Annotated in this window: 16 protein-coding genes; 7 read left to right on the top strand and 9 right to left on the bottom strand. The window is 75.1% G+C overall.

What is annotated here, in order from left to right; translation table 11 throughout:
- Window positions 1-47: 47 nt before the first annotated feature.
- The 7 genes from EV374_RS23135 to EV374_RS23105 all read right to left on the bottom strand — a co-directional run bounded on the left by EV374_RS23135 (window position 48) and on the right by EV374_RS23105 (window position 7,168).
- Window positions 48-593, bottom strand: coding sequence for a hypothetical protein (locus tag EV374_RS23135; RefSeq protein ID WP_486485906.1), 546 nt, complete (start codon window positions 591-593; stop codon window positions 48-50).
- Window positions 594-771: 178 nt separating this feature from the next.
- On the bottom strand, window positions 772-1,836 hold the full coding sequence (locus EV374_RS23130; protein ID WP_132238742.1) for a ferrochelatase: 1,065 nt from the start codon (window positions 1,834-1,836) through the stop codon (window positions 772-774).
- Window positions 1,837-1,947: 111 nt separating this feature from the next.
- A complete protein-coding gene (fabI, locus tag EV374_RS23125; RefSeq protein WP_132238740.1) occupies window positions 1,948-2,715 on the bottom strand; it encodes an enoyl-ACP reductase FabI in 768 nt (255 codons plus the stop codon).
- A 35-nt stretch (window positions 2,716-2,750) separates the two neighbouring features.
- On the bottom strand, window positions 2,751-3,455 hold the full coding sequence (gene fabG, locus EV374_RS23120) for a 3-oxoacyl-ACP reductase FabG (RefSeq protein WP_132238738.1): 705 nt from the start codon (window positions 3,453-3,455) through the stop codon (window positions 2,751-2,753).
- A 670-nt stretch (window positions 3,456-4,125) separates the two neighbouring features.
- Complete coding sequence (locus tag EV374_RS23115) at window positions 4,126-5,076, bottom strand: VWA domain-containing protein (RefSeq protein ID WP_132238736.1); 951 nt, start codon at window positions 5,074-5,076, stop codon at window positions 4,126-4,128.
- On the bottom strand, window positions 5,073-6,077 hold the full coding sequence (locus EV374_RS23110) for a DUF58 domain-containing protein (RefSeq protein ID WP_132238734.1): 1,005 nt from the start codon (window positions 6,075-6,077) through the stop codon (window positions 5,073-5,075). Before EV374_RS23110 ends, EV374_RS23115 begins: the two co-directional genes overlap by 4 nt.
- On the bottom strand, window positions 6,056-7,168 hold the full coding sequence (locus EV374_RS23105; RefSeq protein WP_132238733.1) for an AAA family ATPase: 1,113 nt from the start codon (window positions 7,166-7,168) through the stop codon (window positions 6,056-6,058). The genes EV374_RS23110 and EV374_RS23105 overlap by 22 nt, the downstream gene beginning before the upstream one ends.
- A 278-nt stretch (window positions 7,169-7,446) precedes the next feature.
- Here EV374_RS23105 and EV374_RS23100 point away from each other — a divergent pair, with 278 nt between their 5' ends.
- The 3 genes from EV374_RS23100 to EV374_RS23090 are packed head-to-tail and all read left to right on the top strand — an operon-like array spanning window position 7,447 to window position 9,651.
- Window positions 7,447-7,677, top strand: coding sequence for a hypothetical protein (locus EV374_RS23100; protein WP_132238731.1), 231 nt, complete (start codon window positions 7,447-7,449; stop codon window positions 7,675-7,677).
- 22 nt (window positions 7,678-7,699) lie between these two features.
- Window positions 7,700-8,239: a PH domain-containing protein gene (locus EV374_RS23095; protein ID WP_486485905.1), complete on the top strand. Its 540-nt coding sequence runs from the start codon at window positions 7,700-7,702 to the stop codon at window positions 8,237-8,239.
- 56 nt (window positions 8,240-8,295) lie between these two features.
- Complete coding sequence (locus EV374_RS23090; RefSeq protein WP_486485924.1) at window positions 8,296-9,651, top strand: PH domain-containing protein; 1,356 nt, start codon at window positions 8,296-8,298, stop codon at window positions 9,649-9,651.
- Window positions 9,652-9,676: 25 nt separating this feature from the next.
- On the opposite strand, the gene EV374_RS23085 is transcribed toward EV374_RS23090, so the two are convergent.
- Window positions 9,677-10,723 carry a phosphatase PAP2 family protein gene (locus EV374_RS23085; RefSeq protein ID WP_132238725.1) on the bottom strand — a complete coding sequence of 349 codons (1,047 nt, stop codon included), beginning with the start codon at window positions 10,721-10,723 and terminating at the stop codon, window positions 9,677-9,679.
- 247 nt (window positions 10,724-10,970) lie between these two features.
- On the opposite strand from EV374_RS23085, the gene EV374_RS23080 reads away from it, so the two are divergent.
- The gene (locus EV374_RS23080) at window positions 10,971-11,375 is read left to right on the top strand and encodes a thioesterase, FlK family (protein ID WP_132238723.1); all 405 of its coding nucleotides are present in this window, start codon (window positions 10,971-10,973) and stop codon (window positions 11,373-11,375) included.
- Complete coding sequence (locus tag EV374_RS23075; protein ID WP_132238721.1) at window positions 11,372-12,199, top strand: MBL fold metallo-hydrolase; 828 nt, start codon at window positions 11,372-11,374, stop codon at window positions 12,197-12,199. The genes EV374_RS23080 and EV374_RS23075 overlap by 4 nt, the downstream gene beginning before the upstream one ends.
- A gap of 118 nt (window positions 12,200-12,317) precedes the next feature.
- Here EV374_RS23075 and EV374_RS23065 read toward each other — a convergent pair whose 3' ends face one another.
- Window positions 12,318-13,253: a PfkB family carbohydrate kinase gene (locus EV374_RS23065; protein WP_132238719.1), complete on the bottom strand. Its 936-nt coding sequence runs from the start codon at window positions 13,251-13,253 to the stop codon at window positions 12,318-12,320.
- Window positions 13,254-13,318: 65 nt separating this feature from the next.
- Here EV374_RS23065 and EV374_RS23060 point away from each other — a divergent pair, with 65 nt between their 5' ends.
- Window positions 13,319-13,693, top strand: a complete 375-nt coding sequence (locus tag EV374_RS23060; RefSeq protein ID WP_132238717.1) for a nuclear transport factor 2 family protein — start codon at window positions 13,319-13,321, stop codon at window positions 13,691-13,693.
- Between the two features lie 276 nt (window positions 13,694-13,969).
- The gene (locus tag EV374_RS23055; RefSeq protein ID WP_207914476.1) at window positions 13,970-15,088 is read left to right on the top strand and encodes a lytic polysaccharide monooxygenase; all 1,119 of its coding nucleotides are present in this window, start codon (window positions 13,970-13,972) and stop codon (window positions 15,086-15,088) included.
- The last annotated feature ends 48 nt before the right edge of the window (window positions 15,089-15,136 follow it).

Below are 15,136 nucleotides of genomic sequence, written 5' to 3'. Positions count from 1 at the left end.
CCCCAGGTCGCAGCGGTCCCGGCCCGGCCGACGCGCGCCGGGACCGGTCAGGCGAGCAGCGGCCACGCCCCCGCGCCGACGGCCACGCCGAGGGCCACCCCGACGACCACCTGCGGCAGGGTGTGCGCACGCAACTCCAGCCGGGACCAGCCGAGCGCGGCCACCACGGCGAGGCCGACCGCCGCCCACGGCCCCCACAGTGCGATCAGGAACAGCGCGGTCGCCGCGGCGACCGCGGAGTGGATGGACACCTGCCACCACACGGTCAGCACCATCGCGGGCACCAGGGTGGCCGCGGTCAGCAGGAACAATGCGGCGACGGGCCGGGCGCCCATCGCCGCCAGGAGAGCGGCGCCGGCGACGACGCACGCGAGGGACACGGCGAGGGGCAGGTGACGCTGCCGCCGGACCTGGGTGATGTGGTGGTCGGTGAGGCCGCCGCGGCGTACGGCCGTGAGGATCCACACCATCGGCAGTACGCCGCCGAACAGCAGGGCCGTGGCGCCGGCCAGCAGTCCGCGCGGCGGGGTCGTCGCGGTCTCCACGGCGACCACGACGCCGGTGACGGCCAGCAGGAGGGGCGGCGAGAGCACCTCGGACAGTGCCCGGGCGACGAGGCGGGACCTCGTGGGACGAGGCCCGGCGGTCCGGGGTGCGGTGGGCGTCGCGGTCACCGCACGGCCAGAGTCTCCGCGCTGCGGGCCCGCGGGGACGCCGGGGTGTGGCTGGCGGTACGCCGTGGCGGCGACGCGGGTCCGTCGGTCATGGGGATCAGGGCGTCGGGCGCCCGGAGGCCGGGGCGGCGGCGGTGGGGCGGCGCGCCGGGACGCAGCAGACCGTGGGGCAGGTGTCCCACATGGGCAGCTCGCCGAGTCGGCGACGCAGGCCGGTCCCGTCCGGGTCGGTACGCTCGCGGACCAGCTCGCGGACCATCGCCACGAACCGGGGGTCGGTGCCGGGGGTGGCGGCCCGGACGAAGTCCAGCCCGAGCTGCCTGGCCGTCTCCCGCGCCTCGGTGTCCAGGTCCCACACCACCTCCAGGTGGTCGGAGACGAACCCGATCGGGCTGACCACCACGCCGGTGGTGCCGGCGTCGGCCAGCGTACGCAGGTGGTCGTTGACGTCCGGCTCCAGCCACGGCACCTGCGGCGGGCCGGAGCGGCTCTGCCAGACCAGGTCCCAGGGCAGGTCCGGGGCGGCCGCGGCGTGGACCAGCCGGGCGACCTCGGCGAGCTGCGCCTCGTACCGGCCGCCGTGCGGGCCGGCGTTCGCGGCCATCGAGTTCGGGACCGAGTGCGCGGTGAACACCAGCCGGGTGCCGTCCCGCTTCGCCGGGTCGAGGCGGCGGAGCGCCGCCCGCACCGCGTCGGCGTGCGGCTCGACGAAGCCGGGATGGTCCCAGAACTGGCGGAGCTTGTCGATCAGCGGGGCATCGGGGCCGACCGCCGCGCGGGCGGCGGCGATGTCCTCCTGGTACTGCCGGCAGGAGGAGTAGCCGCCGAAGGCGCTGGTCACGAACGCCAGGGCGTGGGTGACGCCGTCGTCGCGCATCTGCGCCACGGTGTCGGCGAGCATCGGATCCCAGTTCCGGTTGCCCCAGTAGACCGGCAGGTCGACGCCGTTGGCGGCGAAGTCCTCCCGGATTGCCGCGAGCAGCTCCCGGCACTGCTCGTTGATCGGCGAGACGCCACCGAAGTGCTGGTAGTGCTCGGCGACCTCCGCCAGCCGCTCCGGCGGCACGCCCCGCCCCCGGGTCACGTTCTGCAGGAACGGCATCACGTCCTCGGGCCGTTCCGGTCCGCCGAAGGACACCAGGACCACCGCGTCGTACGCCATGGCTCCCATTCTTCCCGGTGCCCGTCCCCGCCGGGCGCGCCCCCTTGCCCGGGGTGTGAGGAAGGGCCCTCTGCTATGCAGAATGCGATTGCAGGGGCCCTTCCTTACACGTCAGGCGCCGATGGCGTGGTAGCCGCCGTCGACGTGCACGATCTCGCCGGTGGTGGCCGGGAACCAGTCGGACAGCAGCGCCAGGCAGGCCCGCGCCGCCGGCTCCTGGTCGGTGAGGCTCCAACCCAGCGGCGCGCGCTCGGCCCACGCCTCCTCGAACTGCTCGAAGCCGGGGATCGACTTGGCGGCGATGGTGCGCAGTGGTCCGGCGGCGACCAGGTTGCTGCGGATGCCCTGCTTGCCCAGGTGCAGCGCCAGGTAGCGGGAGGCGGACTCCAGCCCGGCCTTGGCCACGCCCATCCAGTCGTAGACGGGCCACGCCTTCGTGGCGTCGAAGGTCAGGCCGACGACCGCGCCGCCGGCGGACATCAGCGGCAGCGCCGCCATGGCCAGCGACTTGTAGGAGTACGTGGAGACGTGCAGTGCGGTCGCCACGTCCTCCCAGGGGGCGTCGAGGAAGCCGCCGCCGAGGCAGCTCTGCGGGGCGAAGCCGATCGAGTGCACCACCCCGTCCAGGCCGTCGACGTGCTCGCGCACGCGGTCGCCGAGCCCGGCGAGGTGGTCGGCGTCGGTCACGTCCAGCTCGATCACCGGGGCGGGCTCGGGCAGCCGCCTGGCGATCCGCTCCACCAGGGAGAGCCGGCCGTAGCCGGTGAGCACGACCTGCGCCCCGTTCTCCTGGGCGAGCTTCGCCACCGAGAAGGCGATCGAGGCGTCGGTGATGACGCCGGTGACCAGCAGCCGCTTACCGGCGAGCAGTCCGGACATGCAGGGATTCCTCCGTAGTTCTCAGTGACCGCTTGTCAGTGGCCCATGCCGAGGCCGCCGTCGACCGGGATGACGGCGCCGGAGACGTAGCCGGCGGCGTCGCCGGCCAGCCAGGTGACCACGCCCGCGATCTCGTCCGGTTGGGCGAACCGGTTGGCGGGGATGGCCTTGCGGTACTCGGTCCTGCGGTCCTCGGGCAGGCCGGCGGTCATGTCGGTCTCCACGTAGCCGGGCGCGACCACGTTGGCCGTGATGTTGCGGCTGCCCAGCTCGCGGGTGATCGAGCGGGCCACGCCCACCAGGCCGGCCTTGCTCGCCGCGTAGTTGACCTGACCGGGGCCGCCGTAGAGGCCGACCACCGAGGAGATGAAGATCATCCGGCCCCACTTCGCGCGCAGCATCTTGCCCGAGGCGCGCTTGGCGCACCGGAACGCGCCCGTCAGGTTGGTGTCCAGCACGCGGGTGAACTGCTCCTCCGACATCCGCAGCAGCAGCGTGTCGTCGGTGATCCCGGCGTTGGCGACGAGCACCTCCACCGGTCCCAGCTCGGCCTCGATCGCGGCGAACGCCGCGTCGACCGACGCGGAGTCGGTCACGTCGCAGCGGACCCCGAACAGCCCCTCGGGTGGCTCGCCGCTGCGGTGGGTCACCGCCACCCGGTCGCCCTGCTTCGCGAAGGCCTGCGCGATGGCCAGGCCGATCCCCCGGTTGCCGCCGGTCACCAGGACGGTACGGGCCACGGTTCCCCCTGTAGTTCAGTGATCTCCCGGTCGGTCGGAGCCTAGGCGTTACCGGCAGGTAAGCGCTAACGCCGTGCACGTCCGGACCGGCGCGGCGTCGCCCGGAGTCGGCCCCTGCCCCGCCCCCGCCGGCGACGCGCGGGCCCCTCGGCCGAGGTCCGTCCGGCCGCTCGGCCGAGTGCGGCGACGGCGACCGGCGGGTGTACGATGATCCGCGTTTGCGGGCCGCGCGGTCCGCTTCCAGGCCCCGCCGACCGCAGGAGGTGATCGCTGTGCGAGATAGCGATCCTCCCAGTCGTGGCCGGGCCGAACGTCAGCCCTGCTGAGCCACGACTCAGCAGGTGAGCTGACCCAGCTCCCGCTCCCCGCCCCGCCCGGTCACCGGCCCCGCGCCGGTCGGCCGCGCCGCGCCGGGAGCCGCCCGGTCACGACTTCGTGTGCGCGTCCCGACCCACCCCTCTGCGGTCCGCCCCCGCACGCGCGGACCGTCCAGTCGCCGCCCGGAGCCGTCCATGAGCCGCTACGTCGCCCCGCTGGGCTTCACCCTCGCCGCCGTCTGGGTGGCCGTCGTCTTCGTCCTCGCCGGCGGCGCCGCACACTGACCACCGGCGGCGCCGCGCACCGACCGCCGGGGCGCGCACCCGGCCGCCGGCCACCCCGCACCCGCGCGTCAGAGCATCCGCGAGGACCACAGCAGGTTGAGGGCCCCCGCGCAGAGTGCCAGCAGCAGGGCCACCCCCGCGTACCACTGGGTGACCTCGCGGGGTTCCGTGCGGAACCCGATCGAGCTGCCCATGTCCTGGTAGACCTGCTTCAGCTCGCTCACCGACGCCGCCTCGTAGAAGTAGCCCTCGGTGGCCTCGGCCAGGTCGGCCAGGGCCAGCCGGTCCACCGGCACCCGTTGCAGCTGGCCGCCGATGTCCACCTGCCCGGAGTCGGTGCCGAAGGCGATGGTGGAGACCGGCACGTTCGCCGCCTGCGCGGCGGCGGCCGCCTCCTCCACCGACCGGCCCGAGGTGCGGTAGCCGTCGGAGAGCAGCACGATGCGGGCCGGCGGGATCCCCGCCGCGCCGTCGGCCGGCACCGACCGGATCGCCTCCAGGCAGGTGAAGACCGCCTCGCCCGTCGCCGTCGCCTCGGCCAGCACCAGCCCGTCGATCGCGCTGGTCACCGCGTCCCGGTCCTTGCCCGGTGGCACCAGCACGTTCGCCGACTTGGCGAACGAGACCAGCCCCAGGTTGTAGCTCTCCGGCAACTCGCCGACGAACTGCTTGGCCGCCTCCTGCGCCGCCTCCAGCCGGTTCGGCGCCACGTCGTCGGCCTGCATGGACAGCGACACGTCGATGGCGAGCATCACGGTGGCCCGCTCCAGCGGCTCCCGGGTGTCGACCGACGGCCGGGCCAGCGCGGTCGCCAGCACCAGCAGGCAGAGCAGGAACGCCGTCGCCGGCACGTGCCGCCGCCAGCCCAGCCCCTTCGGCGCCAGGGTGCGCAGCAGGTCCACGTTGGTGAACCGCATCGCGTACGCCCGGCGGTGCAGCTGCCGCCAGACGTAGAGCGCGGCGAGGGCGAGCACCGGCAGCACGGCCAGCAGCCACCACGGTTGCAGAAAGCGGATCATCGTGTCGTCCCCCTGGTGCGCGCGTGCCGCTGCGCGGCGACGAAACGCACCATGTCGAGCAGCCAGTCTCGGTCCGTACGCAGTCGCAGGTGGGCCGCGCCGGCGCCGCGCAGCGCCGCGGAGATCTCCGCCCGCTGGGCGGCCGCCGCCTCGGCGTAGCGGTGGCGCAGCCGCGGGTCGGCGGTCTGCACCTCGTGCAGCTCGCCGGTCTCCGGGTCGACCACCGGCAGCACCCCGACGTCGGGCAGCTCCAGCTCCCGGGGATCGACCACCTCGATCGCCACCACGTCGTGCCGGACGCGCAGCTTACGCAGCGGCCGGGACCACCGCTGCGGCGGGGCGAGGAAGTCGGAGATGACCACCGCCACGCCCCGCCGCCGGGGCGGCCGGTTGAGCATGTCGACGAGCGTGCCCAGGTCGCTGCGCCCGGGGCGGATCTCGGTGCCGGCGATCGCCCGCAGCAGCGCGTGGGCCTCCTTGCGGCCGGAGCGCGCGGGCAGCCGGGTGTAGACGTCCGGGCCGGCGACCGGCGGCGCGGCGCGCCACCGGCGGGCCGGCGCACTCGTCCCGCCGCCGCTGCCGATCACCGCGCCGATCCGGTTGCCGCCCCGGACGGTCAGGTGGGCCAGCGCCGCCGCGGCGGCCACCACGACGTCGCGCTTGAGCCACCGGCCGGTGCCGAAGTCCAGGCTCGCCGAGAGGTCCACCGCCAGCCACGTCTCCAGCTCCCGGTCGGCCACCGTACGCCGGACGTGCGGCATCGTCGTGCGGGCGGTGACCGGCCAGTCCATCCGGCGTACGTCGTCGCCGGGGCGGTACTCCCGGGACTCCCCCGCCTCGCTGCCCGGCCCGGGCAGCAGGCCGGCGTAGTCGCCCTGGAGCAGGCCGTCGAGCTTGCGGGTGACCATCAGTTGCAGCCGCGACAGGACGGCCTCGGTGCGGTCGGAGGGGACGTCGGCAGGCCGACGGGCGGGTGAGGTCACGGACGCTGCCCGGGCCACCCGGCGCCGGGCGGCGCGGAGGTCGGCATGGGGGCGGGGGTGGCCTGCTGCCGGGGCGCGACCGAGGGCAGCGGGATGGTGGACATCACCCGGTGCACCACGTGGTCGGCGGGCACGTCGTCGGCGAGCGCGTCGTAGCTGAGCACGAGCCGGTGGCGCAGGATGTCCGGCGCGATGTCCTGCACGTCCTGCGGCAGGGCGTAGTCCCGGCCGCGCAGCAGCGCCAGCGCGCGGGTGGCCCGGACCAGGCCGAGCGAGGCGCGCGGGCTGGCGCCGTACTGGATGAGCTGGGCGACGTCCGGCATCCCGTGCTCCGCCGGGGCGCGGGTGGCCAGCACCAGCCGGACCGCGTAGTCGACCAGGGCGTTGTGCACGAAGACCTGGTCCGCCTTGCGTTGCAGGGCGATCAGGTCGGGGGTGGTGAAGACCGGCGCCGGCTGCGGCGGGGCGACCCCCATCCGGTAGACGATCTCCCGCTCCTCGGCGTCGGTCGGGTAGCCGACGACGATCTTCATGAGGAAGCGGTCCCGCTGGGCCTCGGGCAGCGGGTAGACCCCCTCCTGCTCGATCGGGTTCTGCGTCGCCATCACCAGGAACGGGTCGGGCACCCGGTGGCTCTCGCCGCCGATGGAGACCTGCCGCTCGCTCATCACCTCCAGCAAGGCCGACTGGACCTTGGCCGGCGCCCGGTTGATCTCGTCGGCGAGCAGGAAGTTGACGAACACCGGACCCAGCTCGACGTCGAACTTCTCGCTCGACTGCCGGTAGATGCGGGTGCCCATGATGTCGGCGGGCACCAGGTCGGGGGTGAACTGCACCCTCGCGAAGGAGCCGCCGACCACCCTCGCGAGGGTCTCGACCGCGAGGGTCTTCGCCACCCCCGGCACGCCCTCCAGCAGGCAGTGGCCCCGCGCGAGCAGCGCGACGAACATCCGCTCCACCATCCGGTCCTGCCCGACGATCACCCGTTTGATCTCGAACAGCGCCCGCTCGAGCAGGGTCGCGTCCTCGGCCGGCGTGGTCACCGGCTCGGGTGTCTCCGGGCCCGTCCCGTTCGGCGTCGGGGCGTCGGGCGTGGTCGGCTGGGCCACCGGTCCTCCACAGCATGATCGGTTGTCGCGCGGCGTGGTGCGTATCAAGACTCGCATGCCCGGCTGAGTGCCGAGGTGGGGAGAAGCCGATTCTCGCCGTCCCGTCCCCGATGCCGGGTCTCGGGCCCGCCACGCCGTCGCACGGTACGGAATCGCCGCTCACGGGTGGACAGGGACGGGCCCGGCGCGTGTACCATTCACCCGTCGCCGGGCGGCTCCCCCCGTGGCCGCCCGGCGCTCAAACTTCCGATGCCGCCACCGGCCCTAGACTGGCCGGGATGAGCAGCCCCCTTCCCGCCGACGAGCCGCTGGTCTGCTCGTCCCGCGGCTGTCGTGCCCCCGCCCACTGGGCGCTGAGGTGGAACAACCCCCGGCTGCACGACACCGACCGGCGCAAGACCTGGCTCGCGTGCACCGAGCACCGCGCCACCCTCGGCGACTTCCTCGACGCCCGCGGCTTCCTCCGGGAGGTCGTACCGGCGCCCGGATCGCCTACGCTCGAAGGGTGAGCGCGCACAACGGATGTCCCCGGTGAACAGTGACGGGTCCGCCGGCCCGCCGCCGGCGCCACCCCTTCCGCCGGCGGGCCCCCTGGAGCCGTGGCCGGACACCGTCCGCTGGCAGCCGATCTCGTCCGACCTGATCTGGGTGGAGCTGATCCGCCTGGCGCTGGTGCTGGTCGTCCTCGCCCTCGGGCTGGGCGTCGGCTGGGCGTTCAGCGGCAGCGGCTTCCTCGGCGCGGCACTCGGCGTGGTGCTGTTGTTCGGCGTCCTGCGGGGCGTGACGATCGTCCGCGCCGTACGGGCCTGGGGCTACGCGGAGCGGGAGGACGACCTGCTGGTCCGGCACGGGCTGCTGGTGCGGCGGCTCTCCATCGTGCCGTACTCGCGGATGCAGTTCGTCGACGTCAGTGCGGGGCCCCTGGAGCGCGCGTTCGAGCTCGCCACCGTGCAGTTGCACACGGCCGCCGCGGCGAGCGACGCCCGGGTGCCCGGGCTGCGCCCGGCGGAGGCGTCCCGGCTGCGCGACCGGCTCACCGCGCTGGGCGAGGACCGGGCGGAGGGCCTGTGAGCGACCCGGCCGCCCGGGGCACGGACCACGCCGGACCGTCCCCGGCGGAGCCGGGCATCCCGCCGGGGCCGGTCTGGCCCGCCGGGGCGCCCGAGGGCGGCGAGCCGCGGCAGCGGCTGCACCCGCTCAGTCCCGCCCTGCACGGCGCCAAGTCCCTGGTCGTGGTGATCGCCGGCCTGTCGTGGTCGACGCTGTCGCGGGTCGGCTTCGGCTGGTTCGCGCTGATGGCGGTGGTGCTGGCCCTGGGCGCCACCGTGCTGGCCGTGGTGAGCTGGTACCACACCGGCTACCACGTGGTGGGCCGCGAGCTACGGGTGCACGAGGGCCTCCTCTGGCGGCGCACCCGGGCGATCCCGCTGGAGCGGCTCCAGGCCGTCGAGGTGGTCCGCCCGCTGCTCGCCCAGCTCACCGGCCTGGCCGAGCTGCGGCTGGAGGTGGTGGGCGGGGGCAAGACGGAGGCGCCGCTGGCCTACCTCAGCGTCGCCGAGGCGACCGCGCTGCGCCAGCGGCTGCTCGCCCTCGCCGGACGGATCACGGCCGAGCCGGGCGCACCGCCGGCGGAAGTGGCCGCAGGAACTGCGAGGGCCCCGGCACCGCCGCCCGGCCGGCCCCTGCACGCGGTGGCCAACAACGACCTGCTGGTCAGCCAGCTGCTGACCCCGCAGGCGTTCATGATCCCGTTCGGCGTCGCGTTCGTGGTGGCGCAGTTCCTCTCCGAGGACTCCTGGTCGTTCGTCGCGGTGGCGAGCACCCTCACCGCCATGGCCGGCGTGCTGCTGCAACCGGTGCGGCGGGTGCTCGACGACTGGAACTTCCGGCTCGCCCGGGACGGGGGCACGCTGCGGATCCGCAACGGCCTGCTGGAGACCCGCGCGCAGACCGTGCCGCTGGACCGGGTGCAGGCCGTCGGGGTGACCTGGCCGCTGCTGTGGCGGGTCAAGGGCTGGCTGCGGCTGCGCCTGGAGGTGGCCGGCTACTCCGCCGGCGAGGCCGACGAGCGCAACCGGCCGGACCGGCTGCTCCCCGTCGGTGACCTGGCGACCGGCGAGGCGATCGTGACCGAGGTGCTGCCCGGGGTGCGGCTGGCCGCGCTGCCGCTGAGTCCGCCGCCGACGCGGGCCCGCTGGCTCAACCCGCTGAGCCGGGGCGTGCTCGGCGCCGGGCTCGACGACCGGGTCTTCGCCGTCCGCTCCGGCCTGCTCACCCGGCAGTTGGCGCTCGTGCCGTACGCCCGGATCCAGAGCGTGCGGGTCGTGCAGGGGCCGGCGCAGCGGCGGCTGCGGCTGGCGACGGTGCACGCCGACACCGCCGGCGGCGCCGGCGCGGCCGCCCGGGACCGGGACCTGGCCGAGGCGTGGGCGCTGGCGGCGGAGCTGACGGCCCGCTCGCGCGCGGCCCGCCGGGCGGGCTGACCACGCCCGTCCGCACGCGGGTGGTTCAGCGCGTGGCCGTGACCGGCGGCGGCTCGGCGGCGGCCGGCGGGTCGGTCGGCTCGGCCTCAGCAGCGTCGGGGTCGGGGTCCGCCGGGGACCGCCGGGCCTTGCGGGCCGCCCACCACCGCTCCGCCAGGCCGACCACCAGGAAGGCCATCCCGACGTACGCCCAGCCGACGAGCACGTCGATGACGTAGTGCTCGCCGCTGTAGACGAGGGTGAACGTCATCGCCAGCGGGTACGCCAGCAGCAGCGGCCACCAGCGTCGGCGGGTCTGCCGCAGGAAGAACAGCACCACGAAGAGCGCGAACGCGGTGTGCAGCGACGGCATCGCGGCCACCGGGTTGGAGGCGATCTGCCCGGCGTTGAGCAGGTTGCCGGCGCCGTGCATGCCGAACGCCTTCCAGCCGCGCGTGGAGATCCGGGCGACCTCCTCCAGCAGCCCGTTCTGCGCCGCCCACCAGGGCGGGGCGGCCGGGTAGAGGAAGTAGGTCACCAGGCCGGTGGCGCAGAGGAAGCCCCAGCGGCGCATGAAGGCCGCCCACCGCCCCCGGTCCCGCAGCCAGAGCACCGCCGCGGCGGCCAGCGCCACCACGAAGTGGGAGAAGTAGACCCAGCTGACGGCGACGTCCCACCAGTGCACCTCGGGCCGGTAGAGGTGCTCCTGGAGCCAGGTCGTCGGCACCTGCCCGCCCGTCGCCCAGCCGAACATCACCCGGTCGGCGACGATCAGCTCGTACGCGTGCGGGGTGGCGCCGTTGTCGGCGAAGCCCCGGGACAGGTTGTAGACGGCGAGCAGCAGCACCACCGGCACCCAGTCCCGCGCGAAGCGCAGGTGGCTGCGCCACGGCCGGCTGCTGTTCCAGGCGATCGTCCCCGCCCAGATCCACAGGAACGCGTACGCCGGGTCGGTCGGCAGGCCGATGCCGAGCCAGCCGGCGACGAAGGCGAGCCCCCAGAGTGTCATCGCGACCACGCGACGACGCCCGCCGTCGGGTGCGGCGGGTGGCTCGGTCCGGGCAGGGGGCTGGGAGTCGGTCGCGACAGACATCGCGGTCAAGGTTAGCGGCGCGGGCGGCATCGACCCACGCCGACCACCCGGCCGCGCCGTCCTTCCGGGCGCGGGCGGGACCGGCAGGCGCGGCAGACCGGTACGGCGGGCGCGGCGGGACCGGCAGGCGCAGCGGGACCGGCGGCCCGGTGCACCGGTGCCCGCGCCGCCCACGGGGGTGTGCGCCGGTGGCGGCGACCGACGCGCACGTGCCGCCGCCCGCCGCCGCCTCGTCTAGGCTTTGGCCATGCAGGAGCAGCCGGAGCCCGCGCTGGCCCCGGGCCTCACCGCCCGGGTGGAGTTGACCGTCGCCGACACCGACACCGCCCAGGCGGTCGGCTCCGGAGACGTGCCCGTCCTGGGCACGCCCCGGGTGCTCGCCCTCGCCGAGGCCGCCACGGTGGCGGCCACCGCCGCCCGGATGCCCGGCGGGTCGACCACCGTCGGCACCCGGGTCGAGCTCGACCACCGGGCGGCCACCCCCGTGGGGCGCACGGTGGTGGCGCAGGCCCGGCTGACCGCGGTCGAGGGGCGGCGGCTGTACTTCGAGGTCAGCGTCAGCGACGGCGACGAGACGGTCGCCGAGGGCCGGGTGGAGCGGGTGCTGGTCGACCGGCAGCGCTTCGTGGAACGCGCCGCGCGGTCGTCGTGACCGCCCGCTTCGCGCGGGTCGCCGACGGGGTGCACGTGCTGCGCGAGCCGCTGCTGCACGTCAACGTCACGCTCGTCGTCGGCGACGGGGCCGCGCTGCTGGTCGACACGCTCTCCACCGCCGGGCAGGCCGCCGAGCTGGCCGCCGCCGCCCGGGCGGTCACCCCCCATCCGTGGACGCTGGTGAACACCCACCACCACTTCGACCACTGCTTCGGCAACGCGACCCTCGCCGCCGACCCGCCCTGCCCGGTGTACGCCCACGAGCTGGCCGCCGAGGCGATGCGCGTGCCGGACCGGCTGCGTCGGGAGGCGTACGTGGAACTGCGCGACGCGCACCCCGCGCTGGCCGCCGAGGTGGCCGGGACGGAGCTGCTGGCGCCGACGCACACCGTGCACGGCGAGACCGTGCTCGACGTGGGCGGCCGGCGGGTGGTGCTGCGCCACCCCGGTCGCGGGCACACCGCCGGTGACCTGGTGGTGCACGTGCCCGACGTCGACGTGCTGGTCGCCGGGGACCTGGTGGAGCAGAGCGGCCCGCCGGCCTTCGAGGAGTCGTACCCGTTGCAGTGGCCCGACACGGTGGCCGAGCTGCTGCGGACGACCACCCCGGCCACCGTGGTCGTGCCGGGGCACGGCGAGCCGGTCGACGCCGCGTTCGTACGCGCGCAGCACGCCCAGCTCGTCGAGCTGGCCTGGCTCATCCGCGCCGGGCACACCGGCGGCGCCCCGCCGGAGCGCGTCGCCGCCGAGGCGCCCTTCGGCGCCCGTGCCGCCCTGCATGCCGCCCGCCGCGGCTACGCCGAGCTCGACGGCACCGCCTGACGGCGACCGTCTTGCGTCACCTGCGGCTGCTCTCCGTGGTCAACGGCTGGCCGGCGGCCGAGAGCCTGGCGCCGGCCCTCGACTGGTCCGTCCGGGCCCTGCGGGCCCGGACGCCGGCCTAGCGGGTGAAGCGGGCGTGGACCTGCGCGCGGGTGGGCATGGCGGTCGCGCCGCCGGGTGACTCGCAGACCAGGCCGGCGACCCGCAGCGCGAACGCCACCCGCTCGTGCCAGCCCGCCGGATCGGTGGGCTCGCCGCCGACCAGCAACTCCGCGACGAGGGCGCCCATCACCGAGTCGCCCGCGCCGGTGGCGTCCACCGCGGCGACCTTCGGCGCGGGTACGCGCACCGGATCGGCGCCGGCGGCGGCGACCACCGCGCCGGCGGCGCCGAGGGTGACCACCACGGTGCCCGCGCCGAGTTCCCGCAGGTACGCCGCCACGCCCTCCTCGGGTTCGCCCGGGTAGAGCAGCTTCGCGTCGGCGGCGCTCAGCTTGACCAGGTGGGCGCCGGCGGCGAACTCGGCCACCACCTCGCGCAGCCCGGCCAGCGCGGTCGGCCCGTCGAGCAGCCGGGGACGGACGTTGGGGTCGAAGACCCGCAGCCCGGACGCCAGCGCCCAGGCCCGGCGCGCGGCGGCCAGCGCCGGCGGCTGGAGCAGCACGATCGACCCGCAGTAGAGGACGTCGGCGCCCGCCACCAGGTCGGCGTCGAGGTCTTCGGGGCCGAGCAGGCCGTAGGAGGGCGGCTCGCCGTAGAACCGGAAGTCGGGCTCCGGGCCGGCGAAGGTGGCCACCGCCAGCGCGGTCGGGGCGGCGACGGTGACCGCCCCGGCCAGGCCGACGCCCGCGCCCGTCAGGAAGTCACGGATCCGCCCGGCCAGGACGTCGTCGCCGAGCGACCCGACGAACTGCACCGCGCCGCCGAGCCGGGCGACGGCGACCGCCACGTTCAGCGGCCCACCGCCGACGGCCTGCCGGTAGACCGGCTCGCCGTCGCGCTCGGTGTCGAGCAGGTCGACCAGTGCCTCGCCGAGCACCACCGCGTAACCCATTGGTGTCCTCCGTCCACGCCGCGCGCCGACCGATCTTGTCGCACCAGGCTGGCACAGTACGCGCCATGACGAGCGCCGAAGCCACCGTATCGGCCTACTGGACGGCCCTGGAGGCGCGGGACTGGGACGCCGTCGCCGCGCTGCTCGCCGACGACGTGGTCTACCACCTGCCGCAGACCCGCGAGCGGATCGTCGGCCGGGAGTCGTTCCTGCGCTTCAACCAGGAGTACCCCGACGGCTGGCACCTCACGGTGATCCGGACGGTCGCCTCGGGTCGGCGCGCCGCCACCTGGATCAGCTGCGCCCACCGGGGCGAGGAGCTTGCCGCCACGAGCTTCTTCGACCTCGACGACGCCGGCCTCGTCCGCGAGGTCACCGAGTTCTGGCCGGCGGCCTACGAGCCGCCACCCGGCCGCGAGCACCTCGCCGAGCGCTACTGACACATCGAGCAACGGCTATTGCGCCTCGTCACCGTCCCGTGGTGGGATGGCGCTTGCCGGGCGGTGCGGGGGCTGCCGCGCCGCCGGCGCCGGGTTCACATCCACGCGAGGGCACCGGCCCGCGAGTCGGGCCGCCGACGGCGCACGTACGCCGGCCATCCGCGCCGGGGCACGTCCGCCGCGACCGTCTTGCCCGCGTCGCAGCGGGGCGGGCCGTGCTGCCACCCCGCGCGTTGCCCGTGGGACTCCCCCGTCCCACGAGTGAGGAGAACCCCCGTGTCCCACCGATCGCGTATGGCCGCGTTGCTCACCGCGGCCGCGACCCTTCTCGCGGGCGCCGTCGTCCTGACGGCGGTGCCCGAACCCGCCGCCGCGCACGGCACCCCGATGGCCCCCGGCAGCCGCACCTTCCTCTGCTGGAAGGACGGCCTCTCGTCGACCGGCGAGATCAAGCCGAACAACCCGGCGTGCTCCGCCGCCGTGGCGCAGAGCGGGGCCAACTCGCTCTACAACTGGTTCAGCGTGCTGCGCTCCGACGCCGCCGGCCGGACAGTCGGCTTCATCCCGGACGGCAAGCTGTGCAGCGGCGGCAACCCGGGCTTCGGCGGCTACGACCTGGCCCGCACCGACTGGCCGCTGACCCACCTGACGGCCGGAGCCCGGATGGAGTTCCGCTACAGCAACTGGGCCCACCACCCGGGCACGTTCTACTTCTACGTCACGAAGGACAGCTGGAGCCCGAACCGGCCGCTGGCGTGGAGCGACCTGGAGGAGCCGTTCCTGACGGTGACCAACCCGCCGCAGCGCGGATCGAGCGGCACCAACGACGGGCACTACTACTTCAGCGGCAACCTGCCCACCAACAAGAGCGGCCGGCACCTCATCTACTCGCGCTGGGTGCGCTCCGACAGCCAGGAGAACTTCTTCGGCTGCTCGGACGTCACCTTCGACGGCGGCAACGGCGAGGTCACCGGCGTCGGCCCGGGCGGCACGCCGCCGCCCAACCCGACCACTCCCCCGCCCAACCCGACGACCCCGCCGCCGAACCCGACCACGCCCCCGCCGAACCCGACCACGCCCCCGCCGCACGGCGGGGACTGCATGCCGATCTTCAAGGTGGTCGGCACCTGGAACGGCGGCTTCCAGGGTGAGGTCACGATCATGAACCACAGCTCGTCGACCTGGTCGGGCTGGACGGCCAACTGGACGTGGCCCAGCGGACAGACCATCAACAGCCTCTGGAGCGGCACGCTGAGCGGATCCGGTTCCTCGGTCACCGTGACCAACGCGCCCTACAACGGCACGATAGCCCCGGAGGGCACCACGACCTTCGGCTTCGTCGCCACCACCAACGGCACCAACACCCTGCCCACGGTCACCTGCTCCGGCCGCTGAAACCCCGGCCCGACACCGGGCCCCTGAAGTGATCAAGAGGTTTGCGTC

Source organism: Micromonospora sp. CNZ303 (assembly GCF_004345505.1).
Note: the sequence above shows the minus strand (reverse complement) of the source record. Positions and strands in the feature narration are given on the sequence as shown.